The following is a 20693-nucleotide window of genomic DNA, read 5'->3' on the forward strand; positions in this document are numbered from 1 at the left end:
GTTTTATCATAGCACTGCATGATATTTTGTTGACTTAATATGTCGTGCTGGTTCACAAGAACGGGATTTTTTATTACGGTTCGTCCTGATTAATGAAATGAGAACAGAGGCTTATGGGTATTAGTCTGACAGCTTTAGCCTTTAATTGTCATCACTTGCAAGGTGGGCGCTTGTTCGAAAGGCAGCTAATTACTCACCCCCTTGAGCAGCTTTAAGTTGCTGTAATATTTGGGCTGCAGCGCCATAATCATAATTCTGTAGCTCGCTATTGAGCTGTTCTAACTTATCCTTTAATGGCCCTGAGCCGGCTTTTTCGTATAGGCGTTCTACTTCTACTTGGGCATTAAAATCAAATTGACTAATCATGGTTTCGAGCTGTTCAAATTCAGCTTCGCAGAGGTGCGTCATGCTTGCATCTGGCATGGATAACGGGGAGGCTTCGACGGGGTCACCCAAAAAGGTTGTCAGCTGCTGCAACACTTGGGTTAATTCAGCCACCACACTTTTTGCTAAGCTGCGCTCAACGCTGTTTTGACCCAATTCGGCCTCAAGTTGACCCGCCAATGCGGCCAATTTCGGCGCGCCAATGCTGCCCGCATTTCCTTTTAACGTATGCGCTAAGCGAGTGGCGGTGGACCATTGCCGCTGCTGAATGTGTTTGCTTAAGTTAGCTTCAAAGCCGAGGTTACCTTGTACAAAACGTTGGCTTATTTTTTCATACAGGGCAGTATCTTGATTACAGTTTGCCAAACCCAGTTCTGTATCAAGAGAGATACCTTGATCGCCCTGAGCTGGGGAGCTAGCTTCATTTTCAAGGGTAGGGGCTGGCCTATCCTCATTGGCTGTGAGCCACTTGATGAGGGTTTGATACAGCTTGCTAATACTGATGGGTTTAGCCACATAGTCGTCCATGCCTTGGCTGAGTACTTTTTCTTTATCGCCTGTCATGACGTTGGCGGTCATGGCGATAATTGGCAGAGTAAGCCCTGCTGTGCGTATAGCTTGAGTGGCTTGATAACCGTCCATGACCGGCATTTGCACATCCATTAAAATGGCGTCGTAGTGGCCTGAAAGGGCTTTATCGATCCCTTCTTTACCATTATTCGCGATGTCTAAAGTGGCGCCGGTTTTTTCGATGATGTCTTTGGCGAGCTCTTGGTTGAGTTCGTTATCTTCTACCAATAGCAGGTGACATTGGCTAAACACGTTGGCCATCGCTTGCGACGAGACCGCTGGGGCTTGCTTCGAACCAATGGTTTCGCTTTGATAGCCGAGTAAGGCTTGGCGCATCATGGTGACGGTTTGGGTGGCAACCAGTGGTTTTTCGAGATGATATTGCACGCCATAGGCCAGGGCTTCATGATGATCCCAGCTGGGGTCGCTGTGGGGGACCATCATTAAAAAGCACGCTTGTGAACCCACCACTTTGTTCAGCGCCAGGTAGGAGTCATAAATAAACCCTTGTGGGGTGGTCCAGTCTAATAATACGGCGTCGAAAGGGTGTGAAGCGTGTTCTATAGCGATGAGTGCGGCGTCAAGATCGGCCACCCCTGTCCATTGCATACCGCAATAATCAAGCAAAGTACCCAAGGCTGCTTGGGCGCTGGCATTATCATCAAGTAGCAGCACCCGTTTACCGCTAAACTCTTGTTGAGCGCTGCCATCAATCCATTCAACCTTGAGCTGGCAATCAAACTGGAAACAGCTGCCTTGGCCTAATTGGCTGGTTACTTGTATGCTGCCGCCCATTAATTCGATCAGTTTTTTACTGATGGTCAACCCGAGGCCCGTGCCGCCGTATTTTCGGGTGGTTGAGCTGTCAGCTTGGGAAAAGGATTGAAACAAGCCTTGTTGTTGCTCATCGGTCATGCCAATACCATGGTCGAACACCTCAAATTGCAACATGATGCAATCTTTTTGGGGCGCTTGGCTGGTTACCTTAACCTTGATTTCTCCTTGTTCGGTAAACTTCACCGCGTTACTCAATAAGTTCAGCAATACCTGATGAAGCCGGAGTGAGTCGCCTATGAGGTGGCGTGGTATGTGCGGGTCGAGGTCAAAAATAAGCTCTAGGCGTTTTTTATTGATGCTATAACTCAGGATGTTGGCGAGGTTATCCAAGGTGTCGTCTAGATTGAAAGGCGTGCTTTCTAACGTTAGCTTACCGGCTTCTACTTTTGAGAAGTCTAGAATGTCGTTGATGATGCCGAGCAAAGATGCTGCGGCGCGATTCACCTTGGTAATATAGTTGCGGGCAGTGGTCGACAAGTCTAAGTCTAAGGCGAGGGTGGACATGCCGATAATGGCGTTCATCGGCGTGCGTATCTCATGGCTCATGTTTGCCAAAAAGTCTGTTTTTGCTTGGCTTGCATCCTTTAGAGCATGGCTGGCTAAGATATCAGAGGTGATATCTCGGAGCGCGATAATATTAAAAATTTCCTGTGACAATCTTATTGGCGTCAACGAAGCTTGAATATAAACACGCTGCGGCTGGTCGGTTGTAATAAATAGTTCGGTTTCGGGTAGCAGTGCCGTCGCGCTGGGGTTAAGTAAGTAGTCATGCATCGCGGCGATGACGGCGGCTTTTTGTTCCGCGCTAAACAAGTCACTGAACTGACTGCCTTGCAACTGCGCTTCCGTTTTTCGCAGTAAATGGCAAGCCGCGTCGTTGGCATTGGTGATTTTACCGTCCGCACCTTCTGTAATGAGTGCGGTGGGGGCTTTTGCCAGTACGATTCGGTTGTTCTTTTCAGACAACTCAAGCCGCTGTTGATTCTCTTCTAAAGCGAGGGTTCGGGCTGTCACAAGTTGTTCAAGCTCTTCTCGCGAGCGTTTTGATATTTGATATGAACGCAGCCCGACAAACAGCATAAACCCAGATACCGCAATAATCACAAACAGCGCAATAACCGCCAGGCCGATCATGATATTTTCTACGGTATTGTAAACCGACAATATTTCGCTCTTATCAATTTCTGCAACCACGCCAATGTCGTAATCGTCTAGCCAAGTGACCGTGCTGATCACCGCCACTCCTCGATAGTCTAAGTGGTCATTAAAATGCAGCTCTTTGTTATTGCCTCTTCGGCTTAAAATATCTCGCAGCCACTCGGGCGTGACCTTGATGGTGAGGATTGATGTCAGGCTGTTGCCTAGTTCACCGCGCTCCGACATTTGTGACTCAAACCGGCTACGGGATATCAGTTGGCCAGTTTGGTTGATGGCGTAAACTTCGCCGGAATAACCAATATTGGATGTCCAAAACAGGTTAGAAAAGTCGATTGCTGGGTTGGTCTTTAGGGCAAATATGGCGATGGCCCGGCCTGTATTATCCGTGATGGGGTGTAATACAAACATCACGGGTAATGCATTATTTTTCGTAGGCGAAAGGGTTGCGGGCAGCGCTGGCACCAAAGTGAGATTACCTTGCCAAGCTAAAGCCAAACGTTCGGGAGCGTAGTGCGCAATAAGGCTAGGCTGGCCAATAAGCGTATCGTCATTTGCGGCAATATTAATATTGTCTGGGCCGATGATTTGAAAGCCAGTATGTTCCGACAGGTTCACCCGCTCTTGGACGTAGCTGAAAACTCGTTGTTGCACTGGCGTTTTAAGTAGCAACTGCCTTCTGGCATCGGGTTGTTGTTGTAAATCTGATAAACGGGCCAATACATCGGTTAACAATGAAAATTCAGGGGTTAATACCACAGATATGAGCGCATTTTGCTCGGTGACCCACTCGTTAAGCAAGCGTATTGCGCTGCTTTTGGCTAACGATAGCTGAGCAAATGCCGAATCGTAACTGCTGGCTTTAAGGGTTGATAGTGCGAGCCAAATAGTCACAACGAATGAAAAACAAATGGTGGTGATCACCACCACAAACCCACTGCGGCGTGATTTACTGCCAAAGAACTCGCCAATTTGCTCTGATGAGCTGAGTTTCAAAAACCAAACAATACAGAGCACAATCAATAAACTGACCGCAGTGATAACATAGCTAACAAAATGACTTTGCCGTTGCTCTTGCTGGCGCAGGGAGTCAAACTTGGACTGGGTGATGGCCGATGTTTGTGCCTCGCTTAGCCACTTTAAACGCAATGCTTCGAGCTTTTCTTCCCCTAAGTTGCCAAGACCTGTATTGAGCAGTGCCACTAACTGCTTGGCGCCTTTGCGTACGCAAATATAACTGCTGGGTTTGTGCCAGTGCTCAAGGGGCACAAATTTGACTTTGGTGAGCCCTCCTTTGTTAATTTGGTAGTTGATGAAGGCTTTATAACCAACGAAAACGTCCAAGCTACCGTTAATCACTTGACGCACGCCTTGTTCATAATTTTCAACGGGTAGCAGCTTGGTGCTGGGTGCATATTGTGTGACTTGGCTCTTTGCGAGGCTATTGCCGATGGAGCCTATTTTTGTGGGTGGGTGCCAGTTTGCAGTATTGGCTAAGTGGATGTCAGCCACTCTAATGACGAGCCCTGGGGTTTGCTGGCCGATGGCTTGGGTATACTCAAACTCGTCTTCGAGGCCTGGCGGGAGCCCACAGCCGACGACTAAATCAAGCTCTTGCTTTCTGAGAGACTCTAATTGCTGCTGCCAGCCGCGAGAACGACTCGGTTCAAATCGAGTGGGGAGCACTAAGTCTAACGCTATGAGCAAGTCTTTGGCGTAGCCACTATGCAAGCCTTGTTCATTAATGAAATCTTGTGGGGGAATATTAATGCTGGGACTATAGCGCACTACGGGGTTTTTCTTGACCCAACGAGCCACCTGACTGTTTATTGGTAACTCGCTGCTGGGATCAGGCGTGACTTCAGCTGCCAGCACTAAGCTGTAGCCAGACAAAAAAATACCTAATAAGCAGCCCCAAACACGCAACATAGCCTTCCCAAGTAAATGATTAGTAAAAGGTCTGTACTTAATATTAGGCCAGATAAATCGCGAACAAGATAAAACTTAAGCGACGCAGTGAGGAGAGGTTTGCTAACCTTTTTATAACGGTTTCACAAACGATAAAATGTTAATGGCAAGAATGAAAACCCCTTATAAATGGTTGGCGGCATTGACAGGTGTTGGGCTTTTATTGACCGCGCTCAATGTTCATGGGGTTGAAAAACCTATCACGATTGTGCGCTTTACACCGCCGCAGGCGAAAGAGGACGTGTCGCACGACTATTTGTTTCAGGCTCTGAAGCTGGGCTTGGAAAAGTCGGTGCCCGAATTTGGCCCGTTTCAAGTTGAATTTATGCCGGTATCTCTTGGCCAAGCCCAGGTATTACAGTTATTAGATATTGAAGGCGTGCTTGATGTCGTAGCTTCTGCACCCACCACCGAACGAGAAACCCAATTCCGCCCTGCTAGGGTGCCTCTATTTATGGGCTTGCTCGGCTACCGCATGATGATTATTAGGCCAGAGGATGAAGCGAAATTTAAAGCAATCACTCGCCCCAAACAGCTAAAGGCATTACGCGCCTGCCAAGGGTCAAGTTGGCCTGATGCCGACATTATGGAGGCCGATGGTTATCAAGTTGTGCGTATTGATGAATTTCGAGATATGTATGAATACATGCGAACTGGGCGCTGTGATTATTTCCCCAGAGCCATCACGGAAGGCTACGGCGAATTAGCCAGCCATAACCGAGAGTTTCCTGATGATCCGTTATTAGCGTTTGACGATATCTTGATCCACTACACAGTGCCCTTGTATTTTTTTACCAGTCATCGTCAGTTTGAATTGTCTGAACGTATTGAATTGGGGTTAACGCGTGCGGTCAAGGACGGCTCTTTATTAGCATTGATGCAAAGACACCCCGTCAGTAAAGTGGTATTCCCATTAAGCCAGTGGCAAAACGCCACCATTTTTGAAGTGGATAACCCAGAGCAACTGAAAACGCTGCGTTTATATCGTCAATATTTATGGCAACGTTTGCCGGCTAAAAACATCGTCAGGGAGTAGTTCTGAACGCAAAAGGTGATGGCAGTAAGATCAAAAAAGCCACGGTATAGACCGTGGCTTTTTGTTAAGACTGCATCAGGTGATGCTTAGCCTTGTAACACTGAGATATCAGCGATTTGCATAAACAAGGCTCTGAGTTGGCTTAACAAGGCTAAACGATTTTGTTTTAGCGCTTCGTCGTCTGCCATAACCATGACTGAGTCAAAGAAGGCATCGACGCTTTCGCGCAGAGAAGCCAGTTCGGTCAACGCTTGCTGGTAATCGCCAGCCGCAAAGACTGGAGCCAGTGTATCGGTGAGTGTTGCGACTTCAGCTGCTAACGTTTTTTCAGCCGCTTCTTGTAGCAAGTCAGCGTTCACTTCGGTCACGTCAGCCACGTTGTTCTTCGCTAAAATGTTACCCACACGCTTGTTGGCTGCAGCCAGCGCGGCAGCAGACTCTAAGCTGCGGAAGTGACTGACCGCTTTCACTCGCTTGTCAAAATCAGCCGGTTTGGTTGGGCGATTTGCCAACACCGCTTGGATCACGTCTACTTCTACGCCTGCGTCTTGATACCACGCGCGGAAACGACCTAATACAAAGTCAACCACGTCGGTTTGTACCGTGTTGCTTGACAGTTTGCTGCCGTACAGAGAGGCCGCGGCTTTAACGAGGTCTTCTAGGTCAAGTGGCAGGTCTTTTTCAACAATGATCCGCAATACACCAATCGCGGCGCGACGCAGAGCAAATGGGTCTTTATCGCCTTTTGGCGTTTGGCCTATGCCGAAAATACCCACTAGGGTGTCGAGCTTGTCAGCCAAGGAGACAGCGCAAGCAACCATAGAGCTTGGTAAGCTGTCACCGGCAAAGCGAGGCTTGTATTGCTCGTTCAGTGCTTGCGCGACTTCATTGGCTTCGCCATCGTGCTTAGCGTAGTACATGCCCATGACGCCTTGAACGTCTGGGAACTCAAGAACCATTTCTGTCATTAAGTCGGTTTTAGATAACAAACCTGCACGTTTGGCATGGCTGTTGTCTGCGCCAATTTGAACCGCAATGTCTTCAGCCAGTTCCGCAATTCGCTCTGATTTCTCTTTTAGCGTGCCCAACTGTTTTTGGAACAATACCGTACCCAGCGATTCCAGACGGCTGGCTAAGGTTTTCTTCTTATCTGTGTTAAAGAAGAATTCTGCGTCGGCTAAGCGTGGACGAACCACTTTCTCGTTGCCGGCAACAACTTGCTTCGGGTCACGGCTGACGATGTTTGAGACAAAGATAAAGCGAGGCAGCAATTGACCGTCTTTATCCAGCACTGGGAAGTACTTTTGGTTGTCTTTCATGGTGTAGATCAGAGCTTCTGATGGTACGTCGAGGAATTTTTCTTCAAACGAACCAACCAGAGTAACTGGCCACTCAACCAAAGAGTTTACTTCTTCAAGCAAATCTTCATCGATGTCTGCGACGCCATTTTCATGGGCTGCAGCGGCGTGAACTTGGTCGCGAATCGCATCTTTACGGCGCTGGTAATCAACGATGACTTTACCTTTCATGTCTAACAGGTTTTCGTATTCGTCAGCATGGTTAATGGTAAATTCACTTTCGCCTAAGAAGCGGTGACCGCGGATGGTTCGCGCTGACTCGATGCCAAGAATTTCACCTGGAATCAAATTACTGCCGTATAACATGGTCACAGTATGGACCGGACGAATAAACTGAGTAGGCTTGTCACCCCAGCGCATTGGCTTTGGAATTGGCAGTTTATTTAGGGCGGTGGCGATAATTGCCGGCACCAGCTCTGCCACTTTTTTACCCGTCACTTGGGCTTTATGTAGCAGCCATTCGCCTTTGTCTGTTGTTAGGCGTTCAGCTTGTTCAACGCTAATGCCGTTAGAGCGGGCCCAGCCTTGTGCTGCTTTGGTTGGATTGCCGTCGGTATCAAACGCGCTGCTTATTGCAGGGCCGCGTTTTTCAACCACTTTATCTGCTTGACCAGACTCAAGTTGCTCTACCACTAAGGCTAAGCGGCGAGGAGACGCTAACCAGCGTACACTTTGATGGCTCAGTTCTGCGGCGTTTAGCTCAGCTTCAACGCCAGCGGCAAAAGCTTCTGCTAATTTGCGCAGTGATTTTGGTGGTAACTCTTCGGTACCGATTTCAATTAACAAATTTTCCATGGTCTTCCTCTACGCTTTGTCTTTGCAAAGTGGGAAACCGAGTTCCTCACGTGCGGCGTAATATGCTTCGGCTACGGCTTTGGCTAGGGTACGCACACGTAGAATGTAACGTTGGCGTTCGGTCACCGAAATTGCGTGGCGAGCATCTAGCAAGTTGAAGTAATGAGATGCTTTCATTACTTTTTCGTAAGCAGGTAGCGGCAGGCCTTTTTCAATCAGGTTGTGGCTTTCTTGCTCTGCTTGGTCAAAGGCCGCAAATAGGGCATCAACGTTAGCGTGCTCAAAGTTAAACGCAGATTGCTCTACTTCATTTTGATGGAAGATATCACCGTAAGTCACACGACCCATAGGACCGTCTGTCCATACTAGGTCGTAGATGCTGTCTACGCCTTGCACGTACATGGCAAGACGCTCGATACCGTAGGTGATTTCACCGGTGACCGGAGAACACTCTAAGCCACCGACTTGTTGGAAGTAAGTGAACTGAGTCACTTCCATGCCGTTTAGCCAAATTTCCCAACCTAAACCCCATGCGCCTAAAGTAGGTGATTCCCAGTTATCTTCTACGAAACGAATATCGTGAATGGATGGGTCAATACCAATGGCTTCGAGGGAGGCCAAGTATAGCTCTTGGATGTTGTCCGGAGACGGCTTAAGCACAACTTGAAATTGATAGTAGTGTTGTAGGCGGTTTGGGTTTTCGCCGTAACGACCATCTGTCGGGCGACGACAGGGTTGCACATACGCGCTGCTCATTGGCTCTGGACCAATAGAGCGTAAAAAAGTGAGGGGATGGAAGGTGCCGGCACCGACTTCCATATCCAGTGGTTGCGCAATGACGCAGCCTTGGCGAGCCCAATAGTCTTGCAACGCAAGAATCAGGCCTTGAAAGGTCTTGATATCGAATTTTTGCATGTTGGCTTAGCTGCTTATGTTTAAAAAAATACGCGACAGTATACCCCATTCTGGGCTTGGTTTTATAGGGTAAATTTTGTGCTTGCGCCCAGTAATGGCGCATTTTGGGCATCACAATGACCCAGATATCGCAGCGTGCTGGAAACGTGGCGTGGGCAAGCCAGGGTATTTGCTGTTTGGTGAATGATGAAAGGTTTTTGTTGGTAAGCGCTTACTTTTAACTAACCTTTCTTAATAAGGTACTTATAAGGTGATTTTTCGGTATCGCTAGCAAGTAATTGATGATCCATAAACCGACAAAAGCTGGGAATATCGCGAGTAGTTGAAGGGTCGTCGGCAATGACTAGCAAGGTTTCGCCGGTGGCGAGTTGACGCACGGTTTTTCTGATCATCATCACAGGCTCGGGACAACGTAAGCCTAATGCGTCCAATTTTTGGTCTGCTTGCTGGAATAAATCACTCATTGTTTGCTCTTCATAAAGGCTCAAACTGGCAGTTTTGCAGCAATTAGCAGCAGCTTTGTCAGTCTTTAGTATTGGGTGTAGTCGATGCTGCTGTTTTAACCAGATCGCTTTTTTTTGCCGTAAAAGCGATTAAAATTAAACCAACACATATCGATTTGGAGGTGGGTATGTTACAGCAATTTATGCGTCTTCAGCTATATGCTGGCTTAGGTTTTTTTGCATTTGCAATGGTGGCATTAGGCACACCGCTTGGCAATAATGCCACCTGGATTGCTTGTCTTATCATGGTCGCTATTGGTTTATGGATTGAGCTGGGTAAGTCTTTTCAAGACCCAGATTAACCTTGGCTTGCGAGTATTGCGACTTTCAATTGTTGGCTGGCTTTTTCAGCCGACACGTTCGGGTTTTTAAAGTAATAATTGACCACATTGGCGATGGCGTTTTGTACATGTCCAGTGTTGGCCATGTCCTGCGCCATCGAAGGCACTAGTTGTTGGGTGCTAAAGTCATCGTGAGCTTGCCGTGAGCAGGTATCTAATGCGCTGATGTCGGCGTCCAGTCGAGCGGGAATAGAGCCCTTTTGTAAGCTAAAATCCGTTTGCAGTTGTGGGTCGGCGATGATTTGAGCTAAATCTAACTGAGCCCGAAGTTGAGACTGTCCCGTTTTAAAGAATACGAAGGTATCAATGTTGTAAATAAAGGCTCGTTGGCTGCCTGGCGTGGGCAGACACAAGTAATCTTCTCCTGCGACTAGCTGGCCATTGGTCAGCTCACCTTTGACCCAATCCCCCATGATCATCATGCCCGCTTTGCCTTCTATAAATACTTGGGCGTTTTTGTCCCAGTTACGATCTGCCGCTTGAGGAGAGACGATTTTTTGTACTTGGCGCAAGGTGTTGAAGGTTTCAACGATAGCCTGTGAGGCCAATACCTCTGGGTCGTGTTTAACAAAGGCGCGGCGGTAATTAATCGGCCCCAATTTAGCGATCGCAATGGACTCAAACAAAATGGTATTTTGCCAAGGTTGAATACCATGGGCCAATGGCTCTATCCCAGCTTGTTGCAGTTGCTGAGCCACTTCAATAAATTGTTCCCAGGTGGTTGGCGCAGTGAGTGCTAACTGATTAAAAACACTTTGATTGATCCATAACCAATTGACCCTGTGGATATTAATTGGCACGGCGTAGTAATGGCCTTGTAATTGACTAAATTGCAGCACTTCTTGAGGAAACACCTGTTGCCACTTTTGTTTAATGGCAAGGCTGTCGAGTGGTTGTAATAAGTCTAAGCGCGCCCAGTCATTGATATCTGGGCCCTTAATTTGTGCGCCCGCTGGTGGATTGCCCGAAATGACGCGAGTTTTAAGGACCGTCATGGCGCTATTTCCCCCGCCACCTGTGACCGCAAAATCGCGCCACTGGTGCTGACTATTTACTTGCTCTTGTACCAGTTGTAATGCTTGCTTTTCACTGTCAGAAGTCCACCAATGCAGTACTTCAACTTCGGCGCTATGGCTTAATACAGGCAGTAAACTGCAACAAGAGAAGGCTAAGGCAAGGATTTTTTTCACTAGGGTTTGTTACTCCAACGGGCTGCGCGGCAGTACAATTTTAACCAATAAGCCGCCATCGGTAGCATTGCTTAAGGTAATGTCGCCGCAGTGAGCATGCACTATGTTGCGTACTATACCTAACCCTAAGCCAAAACCTGGTTCTTGGCTGTGCAATCTGACGTATGGATCAAAAATTCGCGGCAGATCTTGCTCTGGGATGCCTGGGCCTTGGTCTTGAATAGTAATGTGCAAATCATTATTGATGTCCATTAAGGTAATGACAACGCGCTCACCATATTTAATGCCATTATCAATTAAGTTACTCAGGCAGCGTTGCAACGCTAAGGGCTTGCCGCGATATGGCGCCACGTAGTGACCAATTATGCGGTGATGTTGAGGATAAATTTCGCACACTTTATGTACCAGCTTACGAACATCAATGGCGGTGATATTTTCATGAATATCCGTGTCTTTCACTGTTTGCAAAGCACCTTTCACCATGATTTCAAGCTCGTCTAGATCGTCATTAAACTTGTCGATGACGGTGTCGTCGTCTAGCAGTTCAGCCCTCAATCGCAAGCGAGTGATAGGGGTTTTGAGATCGTGTGAAATAGAGCCAAACAAGGATTCTCTGTCAGCAATATAGCGTTGCATTTTTTGCTGCATATGATTAAACGCACGGGTGGCGGTGACAATTTCTAATGCTCCTTGTTCTTTTAACGGCGGCTGGTCCAAGTCGATACTCATGTCAGACGCTGCAACCGCTAAACGTTTTAATGGTTTCGCTTGCCACTGGAAAAAGCAGTAGCTAAAAAGCAATAGAAAAATGGTGGATAAGATCACCGTGGTGAGCTGCGGGCTAGGGATGCCGTCATCGTCGTCCAAAATATACGGCGGTGGCATTAACGCTGCTAGGTAAAGCCATTCTCCTTCTGCTAGCTCTAGCTGGAGTACCAATATGGGGGGGTTGAGGTTATCGATGAGTAACGAATAACTCGCCCATGACGGTGGCAGATCGGTTAGCAAGGTGTTGTTATTGAGCACTTTAAGCTCTTGTGGATGGGAAAAATCCACGTGAATAGCAATATTAGGGCTCAGCTGCTGCTTTAATACGTCTTGTATGGTGTGGGTGACGAGTGCTTTTTGTTGAGATTCAGCAATAGGATTGAGCAGTATTTTCTCGCTGTTTAATGATACAAAAAAGCGTGACCCACCCATGTTACGCAATTGATCGAGTACGATATGGCGAAATTTTGCGGGCAGGTTTTTAAAGTAGTTTGCGGTGCTCGCCGCACTATTGGCAATATGATTGGCGTTACTGATCAGTACTTGGTTTTCTTGCTGGGTTAATAACTTCACCCAAATGATGCTACTGATGCCTTGGGCCAATACCACAGACAAAAAGAAGATCAATAGCATGCGTGTCAGCAGTGATTTGGGTGCCCAGCGCCGGCAGTGGCCTAAAACAGAATTAAGACTCATAACTGACTTCGGCAATGAGCACGTAGCCTGCGCCGCGAATCGTTTTTATTAATTTGGGGTTTTTCCCATTGTCACCTAAACGTTGACGCAGCCGACTGAGTTGCACGTCAATCCCTCGCTCTAGCGGCAGTGCTTCACGGCCGCGGGTAGCGTCAGAGATAGCATCGCGGTCTAGAATTTGATTGGGATGTTGCAAGAACAGCATTAACAAGTTGTAGTCTGCGCCAGATAATTCAGAGGTTTCACCGTGTTGGTCAGTCAAACTGCGTTGTAACGTGTCTAGACGCCACTGACCAAAACGCATAAAGCGGCTACTGCTGGTGCTGCTAAATTGGGCGCGGCGCAGTAACGCTTTAATGCGAGCGAGCAGCTCTCTTGGACTAAAAGGCTTTGCGATATAGTCGTCGGCACCAATTTCAAGCCCTATGACACGGTCGGTTTCGTCTGAGCTGGCGGTGAGCATAATAATCGGCACATTTGAGTCGCGGCGAATGTGCTGGCACAGAGTAAAGCCGTCATCGCCCGGCATCATGACGTCAAGTATGATTAAGTCAGGCGCGTGCTGCTCTAATATTTGATGCATGGCCACACCGTCTTCGGCGGTAAGCACGTCGAAGCCTGATTTACTCAGGTATTGTTGCAGAAGTTGGCGAATTTCTTGGTCATCATCAACGATAAGTATTTGTTTATTATTATTCAATTGCTGCTTATCCTTAGAGCTGCTATGACTTTATTGAAGCCGTGACGGCGATAAAAAGCAATAGGCAGATACAGATACAACAACGCCAGAGTGATCAATCTCAACGTCAATATCGTTTACAGGACTAACCATAGCCTTTACAAGGATTTCATCATGTTAATGCGTTCAATATTACTCGTGTCGGGGATGATGATGAGTCATGCCAGTGCCGCCAACTGCTTACCTGTGTTTAATGAAACGCGGGGTAAGCTGCATTCAGAAGAGCAAGTGAACTTGTGTGAACTCACTCAAGGCAAGCCTGTGCTAGTTGTTAATACTGCCAGTAACTGTGGCTTTACCTCGCAATTCAAACAACTCGAACAAGTGCATCAAAGGTACAAAGACCAAGGATTGGTGGTGATTGGGTTCCCATCTAATGACTTCTTCCAGGAAAACAGTGACGAGAAAGACACCGCTAAGGTGTGTTATATCAACTATGGCGTTACCTTTACCATGCTTGAACCAGGTTCGGTTAGAGGGGATAGTGCCGACCCCATTTTTAAGTATTTGTCGCAGCAAACTGCGTCGGTTAAATGGAATTTTTACAAATTCTTAATCAGTGCTGATGGTAAGGAAATTAAACACTTTCCTAGCAACACCAAGCCAGATAGCGACCAGTTTCAACAAGCCGTCAAAGCTATCTTGTAACTCTGGCACTTTATGTTTAGGCTGATGTTGTTCAATTTTAAATAAGGACAGGAAGTTGTCTCGTTTCACTGCGTTAACCGAAAACGCCCATGAAAAGCTCTCTGCTGATACTGGCGTATTACTGACCAACCTAGGTACGCCAAAAGCGCCCACCGCGGAAGCTTTAAGGCCTTACTTGCGCCAATTTTTGTCTGACCCGCGAGTGGTTGAGATCCCTAAATTGGTGTGGATGATCATTTTGCACGGCATTATTTTGCGGGTACGGCCGGCAAAATCAGCCAAGTTGTATCAAAGCATTTGGCTGGAAGACGGCTCGCCTTTGTTAGTACACAGTAAAAACCAGCGTGGCAAGCTCGAGTTAGCCCTGCAAGCTGCGGGGGTTAACGCCAATGTGAAACTGGCGATGCGTTATGGTGAACCGTCGATAGAGCAGGCTTTGCAAGAGTTCCAACAACAGGGGATCCGCAAAGTTGTGGTGTTACCGCTATACCCACAATATTCAGGCCCTACCACTGGCTCCACCTTTGACGCGGTTACACGGGAGTTGCAAAAATGGCGCTTTGTACCGCAAATGCATTTCATTAACAGCTACCATGACCATGAGCTGTACATTACGGCGCTTGCTAATTCGATAGCGGAAGACATTGCAGCCAAAGGCATGCCAGATAAACTGGTTCTGTCGTATCACGGTATGCCACAGCAGTTTTTTGATAATGGCGACCCTTATTACTGTTTATGCATGAAAACCAGTCGTTTAGTGGCTGAAAAACTGCAACTTGAAAAAGACCAATACGTCACCAGCTTTCAGTCTCGATTTGGTAAAGCAGAATGGCTCAAGCCATATACAGACGCCACGTTAGAAGCGCTAGCACAAGAGGGTAAAACCAACGTTGCCGTGGCTTGTCCGGCGTTTAGCGCAGATTGCTTAGAAACCTTAGAAGAAATGGTGCACGAAAATCGTGAGGTTTTCATAGAAGCGGGCGGTAAAGAGTATCGCTACATTGATGCGTTGAACTCCAGAGACGATCATATCGCCATGATGACCGAGTTGGTTTTACCTTATTTACAGCCTCACCCAAGCCCTATCAAAGCGCCGAAAGTACACGCTTAAATACTCTTTTCGATTACGCTTTGGCGATGACGTTTGTTGTCGCCATTGCTTCCATTGTGCCACTCTCGTGGTTGTTTTAATTAGTCGCCTAACTTGTTGCGTTGTTCTTGTATTGCTGAATGTTGCAACTGCGTTGTATTGCTATCTCGCAGAAAAATAAAAAGCACCTGATTGGGTGCTTTTTGGGTATCAAAGGATTCAATATTTAAACTATCGCGAAGGGGCGTTGTTGCGAGCTCAGTGCTTCATTTACCCTTCACTGATATAAACGAAGGTCATAAAAAAATAGATCACTCCACCAAGGCGATTTTTTTGCCCTAGGCTTAGATAAAGCAATATTACATGCTTTTTCAAGCACTCAGCGAAACGGGAAAAATATTTAAAGGGGCAGATGGTGGAGACGATTGTCATTACCGGTGGCGCGCAGCGAGTGGGGTTGGCCATGGCCAGAGCGTTGCAGCAGCAGGGGTATCAAGTGGTTATTAGCTATCGAACTGAGCGGGCGGGAGTGGCTGAGTTACAAAATTTAGGCGTTGATTGCGTGGCAGCCGATTTTTCTGAGCCTGCTGGGGTTAGCGCCTTCAGCGACTATGTTTTATCTCGCTATAGTGAGTTACGGGCGCTGATTCATAATGCTTCGGAGTGGGCGCCTGAGCAGCCCGATTGCATTGACCCAAGCTTAGTGCCGCGCATGATGCAAATTCACGTCAATACCCCTTATCAGCTAAACCTTGCGCTGACGCCGTTATTACAGGCTCAGCCTGGTGGTGCAGACATTATTCATATGACCGATTACATCACTCAAGTTGGCAGCAGCAAACATATTGCTTATGCCGCCAGTAAAGCAGCATTAGCCAATTTGACCTTATCATTTGCAGCCAAGTTAGCCCCTCATATTAAGGTCAATAGTATTGCGCCGGCATTGCTGATGTTTAATCAAGGGGATGATGACGCTTACAAACAAAAAACGTTACGTAAAACTCTGATGGGCATAGAGCCTGGCCCAACCGATGTGGTGCAAGCTGTGATGTACCTGATTAATGCCTGTTATGTCACCGGTTCTACTATTGCCGTGAATGGCGGCCGGCATCTCGCCCGATAACCTACAAGGAAATGGTATGAGTGAAACGCTAGCCCAGCAATATCTAAATATTATTCGCGAAATTGGCGAAGACGAACACCGTGAAGGTTTGCTTGATACGCCAATGAGAGCTGCGAAAGCGATGCAGTTTTTAACTCAGGGTTATCAGCAGCAACTTGATGAAGTGATTAACGACGCTGTATTTAGTAGCGAAAGTGATGACATGGTACTGGTTAAAGGCATTGAATTATATTCAATGTGTGAACACCATATGTTGCCCTTTATTGGGACTTGCCATATTGCTTATATCCCGAATGGCAAGGTGTTGGGATTGTCTAAATTTGCGCGCATTGTCGACATGTATTCGCGCCGTTTACAAATTCAAGAAAACTTGACCAGAGAAGTGGCGCAGGCGGTATTGACGGCCACTGATGCGCTAGGTGTTGGGGTGATCATTGAAGCGAAACACATGTGTATGATGATGCGCGGGGTAGAAAAGCAGCATTCTAATATGCGTACGTCGGTCATGTTAGGCTCGTTTCGAGAAAACCCCAAAACTCGGGCAGAGTTTTTAGATTTACTAAGAAACTAACGCGAGGGAATGCGATGCCAACCAGTCAGGCGATCATTAATATTTGTGATTTAAGATTAAGAACGTTCATCGGCTTTAATCCTGAAGAGCAAAGCAAAATGCAAGACATAGTGATCAATGCGGAAATACATTATCCGGCTAACAAAGCGCGGGACAGCGATCTGATAGACCAAGCGTTAAACTACAAAGACGTGACCAAAGCCATTATTGAATTAGTGGAGCACGGGCGCTTTATGTTATTGGAAAAGCTGGTGGACGATATTTTACAGCTTTGTCATCAACACCCTTGGGTGACGTTTACCAAAGTCAGAGTTGATAAACCTCATGCGCTGCGATTTGCAGACTCTGTCGCGCTGACTCTTAGTTGGCAACGCGAGTAGCCTCACTTTGTTGCTCCGCTGAGCTGCAACAGGTTGTGGAAGTTGGCTTGTTATCTAGTTTCTTTGTTATGGGTGAAATAACCTTACTTTCTATCGGTGTTTAGCTTAGAGCAAACTGGTTAGAATGCGCGCTCTTGTCGCGCCCGGTTTACGTCTGGGTCAGCTCATATAAGGAAGTATCATGTCAAAAATTGTAGTTTGCGCTCTCTATAAATTCGTTGCGCTAGAAGATTTCGAAGCCCTTCAAGCCCCTTTACTGGACGTAATGAAAGCGCACCAGGTGCACGGCACCTTATTGCTTGCCGCAGAAGGTATTAATGGCACAGTTGCTGGCCCGCGTGAAGGCATTGACGCATTACTGGCGTGGTTGCAGCGCGATGCACGTTTAGCTGACGTGGTATATAAAGAAAGTTACCATGATGAGCAGCCTTTCTTACGCACTAAAGTGAAGTTAAAGAAAGAAATAGTCACCATGGGCGTGGAAGGTTTAGACCCTCGCAAAGTTGTTGGCACTTACGTTAAGCCCGAAGAATGGAATGCATTGATTTCTGATCCTGAAGTATTAGTGGTAGATACCCGTAACGATTACGAAATTGGCATCGGGACGTTCAAAAATGCGGTAAATCCTCAAACCGAGTCGTTTCGTGAGTTCCCGGAATACGTGGAACAAAACTTAGACAAAGACAAACACAAAAAAGTGGCCATGTTTTGTACCGGCGGCATTCGCTGCGAAAAGTCGACGGCTTACATGAAAGAGCAAGGCTTTGAAGATGTGTATCACCTTGAAGGCGGGATTCTAAAGTATTTAGAAGAAGTGCCAGAACAAGACAGCTTGTGGCAAGGTGAGTGTTTTGTTTTTGATGGTCGTGTTGCGGTTAATCATCAGCTTGAGAAAGGTCAATATGACCAGTGTAATGCGTGTCGTATGCCGATCACTCAAGAAGATATGGCCAGCGAGCACTATCAGCCAGGTGTAAGTTGCCCTCACTGCATTGAAAAGTTAACGGACAAACAAAAGCAAGGCTTCGATGAACGTGAAAAGCAGATCCGTTTAGCGGCTGAGCGCGGTGAAAATCACATCGGTGGTGATGTGGGGCAGCAAATTGCGCAGCGTCGTGAGGTGAAAGCGCAACAAAAGCAACGCCAGCAAGCGCAGCAGAAGCAGGCTAAATAGCCAAGATTTAATGATAAAAAAGCGAAGCCTTGGCTTCGCTTTTTTACTTTTGAGCCTTAGAAAGGTTTATTTCATTGGGCTTAATACTAATTCTACGCGGCGGTTTTGCTCTCGGCCCGCTTCGTTATTATTTGAAGCGATAGGGCGGCTTTCACCATAACCAAGGGTGTTGACGCGAGCATATTCGAGTTGATTACGCAGCAAATAGTCGGCGACTGACTGCGCGCGTTTTTCAGATAATAACTGGTTGTAGCTTTCTGCGCCGGTACTGTCAGTATGACCCAATACGTTGACGCGGGTTTCGTCGTATTCTTTTAGTACTAATAATACGCTATCAAGTACGGGCATTGCCGACTGTTTCAGAGTGCTGCTATTGACCGCAAAAGTAATTGCGTTAGGCATGTTCAAGATGATGTTATCGCCGCTACGGGTAACACTGACGCCGGTATTTCTCAGCTTTTGACGTAACTCTGCTTCTTGCACGTCCATGTAGTAGCCGATACCGCCACCAGCGGCTGCACCAGCGGCTGCGCCAATAAGCGCCCCTTTACCACGGTCACTTTTACTGCTGGCTGCAACGCCGATCAATGCGCCTGTTACTGCACCAATTGCCGAGCCTTTCGCAGCATTTGAGGTTTGCTCTTCGCCAGTATAAGGGTTGACTGTGGTACAAGCTGTGAGTGCCATGCTTAAGCCAAGGAAAGGGACCAAAGTGAGATGTTTCAGTTTCATGTTACAGCCTAATTTATCCATAAAAGGCTTTCTTTATAAAGTCTTCAGCCAAAATTTAAAAGCAAATGCGATTATTTTTATATAAATTATTGTTTACGCGGCAGGCTCTGCTGATAAAGAAGGTGGCAGATAGTTTCATACATTTGGCTTAAATAGAAAATAAACTCATTGTATTTTACCATTTTCAATAATATTTCACATATAACGCTTACTTTGTGTTCTGCAATTGGTTTTTTTTTTATAAACTGTGCCACAAGTTAATACCGGAAGATTGATATGTCATTAAGTGTTGTTGTTTTAGCGGCGGGTAAAGGTACCCGCATGCGTTCTAAATACCCTAAAGTGTTACACCGTATTGCTCACAAGCCTATGGTGCAGCATGTTATCGATACAGTAAAAAGCCTAGGTGTGGACAATGTACATCTTGTGTACGGCCACGGTGGTGCTTATATGAAAGAAGCCATTACTGACACCAAGCTAAATTGGGTAAAGCAAGAGCAACAACTGGGTACAGGCCACGCGATGCAAGTAGCTGCGCCACACTTTAAAGATGACGAAAAAATCTTGATGGTGTATGGCGACGTGCCACTATTAGGGCCTGATACCATTAAGCGCCTTGTTGCTGCACAGCCTCCTGGTGGTATCGGCTTATTAAGCCTAATGGTTGATGATCCAACCGGTTACGGCCGTATTGTGCGTGAGCACGGCTTGGTATGCGGCATTGTAGAGCATAAAGACGCATCTCCTGACCAACACCGTATTCGTGAAATCAACACAGGTATTTTGGTTGCAAACGCCAGCGATCTGCAAGATTGGTTATTTAAGCTGAGTAATGATAATGCGCAAGGTGAGTACTACGTAACCGATATTATCGAGATGGCGTACAAATCAGGCCGTATTGTTAATGCGGTTCAGCCTGGTAATCCACTTGAGGTAGAGGGTGTTAATAACCGTCTGCAACTTGGTCGCCTAGAACGTGCTTTTCAGCTGCAACAAGCCGAAGACTTAATGATGGATGGTGTGGCAGTGCTTGACCCAAGCCGTTTTGATCTACGTGGTAGCTTGGACTGTGGCATGGACGTTGAGATTGACGTTAATGTCGTGTTTGAAGGCAAGGTTCGCCTGGGTAACAATGTTAAAATTGGCCCTAACTGTGTCATTAAAAATGCAAAAATTGCCGATAACACGATTGTCCACGCAAACTCTGTTGTTGATGGTGTTGATGTTGGTGAAGATTGTAATATCGGTCCATTTGCTCGCTTACGCCCTGGTAGCGTATTAAAAGACGGTGCTTCGGTGGGTAACTTTGTTGAAATGAAGAAAACCACCTTAGGTAAAAACAGCAAATGCGGCCACCTGTCTTACCTCGGTGACGCGAGCATTGGTGCGAATGTGAACATTGGTGCGGGTACCATTACTTGCAACTATGACGGTGTGAATAAATTCCCCACTGTGATTGAAGACGGCGTATTTATTGGCTCAGATACCCAATTAATTGCACCTGTGACGGTTGCGCAGGATGCAACTGTTGGCGCAGGTTCTACAATTACAAATAACGTGGCTGAAAAAGAGTTAGTTATCAGTCGTGTTAAACAGCGCCACATCAAAAACTGGCAACGTCCAGAAGCGCTGAAAAAATAATAAGGTTCAGGACGAACAATAATTTAAGAAAGGATATCGCCATGACTTAATGGCCAAGTGCTCGCTTGGCCAAACTTTG

Annotated in this window: 17 protein-coding genes; 9 read left to right on the top strand and 8 right to left on the bottom strand. The window is 46.8% G+C overall.

The genetic code is table 11. The features are described from left to right. Positions 1-189 precede the first annotated feature (189 nt). Positions 190-4875 carry a response regulator gene (locus D1Z90_RS11145; RefSeq protein ID WP_119910839.1) on the bottom strand — a complete coding sequence of 1562 codons (4686 nt, stop codon included), beginning with the start codon at positions 4873-4875 and terminating at the stop codon, positions 190-192. 151 nt (positions 4876-5026) lie between these two features. Between D1Z90_RS11145 and D1Z90_RS11150 the strand changes: the two genes are divergently transcribed. Beyond that, positions 5027-5950 (top strand): transporter substrate-binding domain-containing protein, encoded by a 924-nt coding sequence (locus tag D1Z90_RS11150; RefSeq protein ID WP_119910840.1) that lies wholly within the window; start codon positions 5027-5029, stop codon positions 5948-5950. Positions 5951-6036: 86 nt separating this feature from the next. Here D1Z90_RS11150 and glyS read toward each other — a convergent pair whose 3' ends face one another. The 3 genes from glyS to tusA form a co-directional block, all read right to left on the bottom strand. After that, positions 6037-8103 (bottom strand): glycine--tRNA ligase subunit beta, encoded by a 2067-nt coding sequence (gene glyS / locus D1Z90_RS11155; protein ID WP_119910841.1) that lies wholly within the window; start codon positions 8101-8103, stop codon positions 6037-6039. Between the two features lie 9 nt (positions 8104-8112). Continuing rightward, complete coding sequence (gene glyQ / locus D1Z90_RS11160) at positions 8113-9018, bottom strand: glycine--tRNA ligase subunit alpha (RefSeq protein ID WP_119910842.1); 906 nt, start codon at positions 9016-9018, stop codon at positions 8113-8115. 221 nt (positions 9019-9239) lie between these two features. After that, positions 9240-9482 (bottom strand): sulfurtransferase TusA, encoded by a 243-nt coding sequence (tusA, locus tag D1Z90_RS11165; RefSeq protein ID WP_119910843.1) that lies wholly within the window; start codon positions 9480-9482, stop codon positions 9240-9242. 167 nt (positions 9483-9649) lie between these two features. On the opposite strand from tusA, the gene D1Z90_RS21525 reads away from it, so the two are divergent. Beyond that, on the top strand, positions 9650-9823 hold the full coding sequence (locus D1Z90_RS21525; protein ID WP_198419141.1) for a hypothetical protein: 174 nt from the start codon (positions 9650-9652) through the stop codon (positions 9821-9823). On the opposite strand, the gene D1Z90_RS11175 is transcribed toward D1Z90_RS21525, so the two are convergent. From D1Z90_RS11175 to D1Z90_RS11185, 3 genes are read right to left on the bottom strand one after another with little or no spacing between them, the layout of a single operon-like run. Next, complete coding sequence (locus D1Z90_RS11175; protein ID WP_119910845.1) at positions 9820-11052, bottom strand: ABC transporter substrate-binding protein; 1233 nt, start codon at positions 11050-11052, stop codon at positions 9820-9822. The two genes, D1Z90_RS21525 and D1Z90_RS11175, sit on opposite strands and share 4 nt — an antisense overlap. 9 nt (positions 11053-11061) lie before the next feature. Then, on the bottom strand, positions 11062-12516 hold the full coding sequence (locus D1Z90_RS11180; protein ID WP_119910846.1) for an ATP-binding protein: 1455 nt from the start codon (positions 12514-12516) through the stop codon (positions 11062-11064). After that, complete coding sequence (locus D1Z90_RS11185; RefSeq protein WP_119910847.1) at positions 12506-13216, bottom strand: response regulator; 711 nt, start codon at positions 13214-13216, stop codon at positions 12506-12508. The genes D1Z90_RS11180 and D1Z90_RS11185 overlap by 11 nt, the downstream gene beginning before the upstream one ends. A gap of 153 nt (positions 13217-13369) precedes the next feature. Between D1Z90_RS11185 and D1Z90_RS11190 the strand changes: the two genes are divergently transcribed. The 6 genes from D1Z90_RS11190 (at position 13370) to trhO (ending at position 18241) form a co-directional block, all read left to right on the top strand. After that, positions 13370-13903: a glutathione peroxidase gene (locus tag D1Z90_RS11190; protein WP_119910848.1), complete on the top strand. Its 534-nt coding sequence runs from the start codon at positions 13370-13372 to the stop codon at positions 13901-13903. Between the two features lie 55 nt (positions 13904-13958). Then, positions 13959-15014, top strand: coding sequence for a ferrochelatase (gene hemH / locus D1Z90_RS11195; RefSeq protein WP_119910849.1), 1056 nt, complete (start codon positions 13959-13961; stop codon positions 15012-15014). A 391-nt stretch (positions 15015-15405) separates the two neighbouring features. Beyond that, positions 15406-16116: a dihydromonapterin reductase gene (gene folM, locus D1Z90_RS11200; RefSeq protein WP_119910850.1), complete on the top strand. Its 711-nt coding sequence runs from the start codon at positions 15406-15408 to the stop codon at positions 16114-16116. A 16-nt stretch (positions 16117-16132) separates the two neighbouring features. Continuing rightward, positions 16133-16687, top strand: coding sequence for a GTP cyclohydrolase I FolE (folE, locus tag D1Z90_RS11205; protein ID WP_119910851.1), 555 nt, complete (start codon positions 16133-16135; stop codon positions 16685-16687). A gap of 14 nt (positions 16688-16701) precedes the next feature. After that, positions 16702-17067 (top strand): dihydroneopterin triphosphate 2'-epimerase, encoded by a 366-nt coding sequence (gene folX, locus D1Z90_RS11210; protein WP_119910852.1) that lies wholly within the window; start codon positions 16702-16704, stop codon positions 17065-17067. 181 nt (positions 17068-17248) lie between these two features. Then, complete coding sequence (gene trhO, locus D1Z90_RS11215; protein ID WP_119910853.1) at positions 17249-18241, top strand: oxygen-dependent tRNA uridine(34) hydroxylase TrhO; 993 nt, start codon at positions 17249-17251, stop codon at positions 18239-18241. A gap of 66 nt (positions 18242-18307) precedes the next feature. Here the strand turns inward: trhO and D1Z90_RS11220 are convergent, their stop codons facing one another. Further along, the gene (locus D1Z90_RS11220) at positions 18308-18973 is read right to left on the bottom strand and encodes a YiaD family glycine zipper/OmpA-like lipoprotein (protein ID WP_119910854.1); all 666 of its coding nucleotides are present in this window, start codon (positions 18971-18973) and stop codon (positions 18308-18310) included. Positions 18974-19249: 276 nt separating this feature from the next. Here D1Z90_RS11220 and glmU point away from each other — a divergent pair, with 276 nt between their 5' ends. Further along, on the top strand, positions 19250-20614 hold the full coding sequence (gene glmU / locus D1Z90_RS11225) for a bifunctional UDP-N-acetylglucosamine diphosphorylase/glucosamine-1-phosphate N-acetyltransferase GlmU (RefSeq protein ID WP_119910855.1): 1365 nt from the start codon (positions 19250-19252) through the stop codon (positions 20612-20614). Positions 20615-20693 lie beyond the last annotated feature (79 nt).

The organism is Motilimonas pumila (genome assembly GCF_003596335.1).
Classification (GTDB): Bacteria; Pseudomonadota; Gammaproteobacteria; order Enterobacterales; family CBDFNC01; genus Motilimonas; species Motilimonas pumila.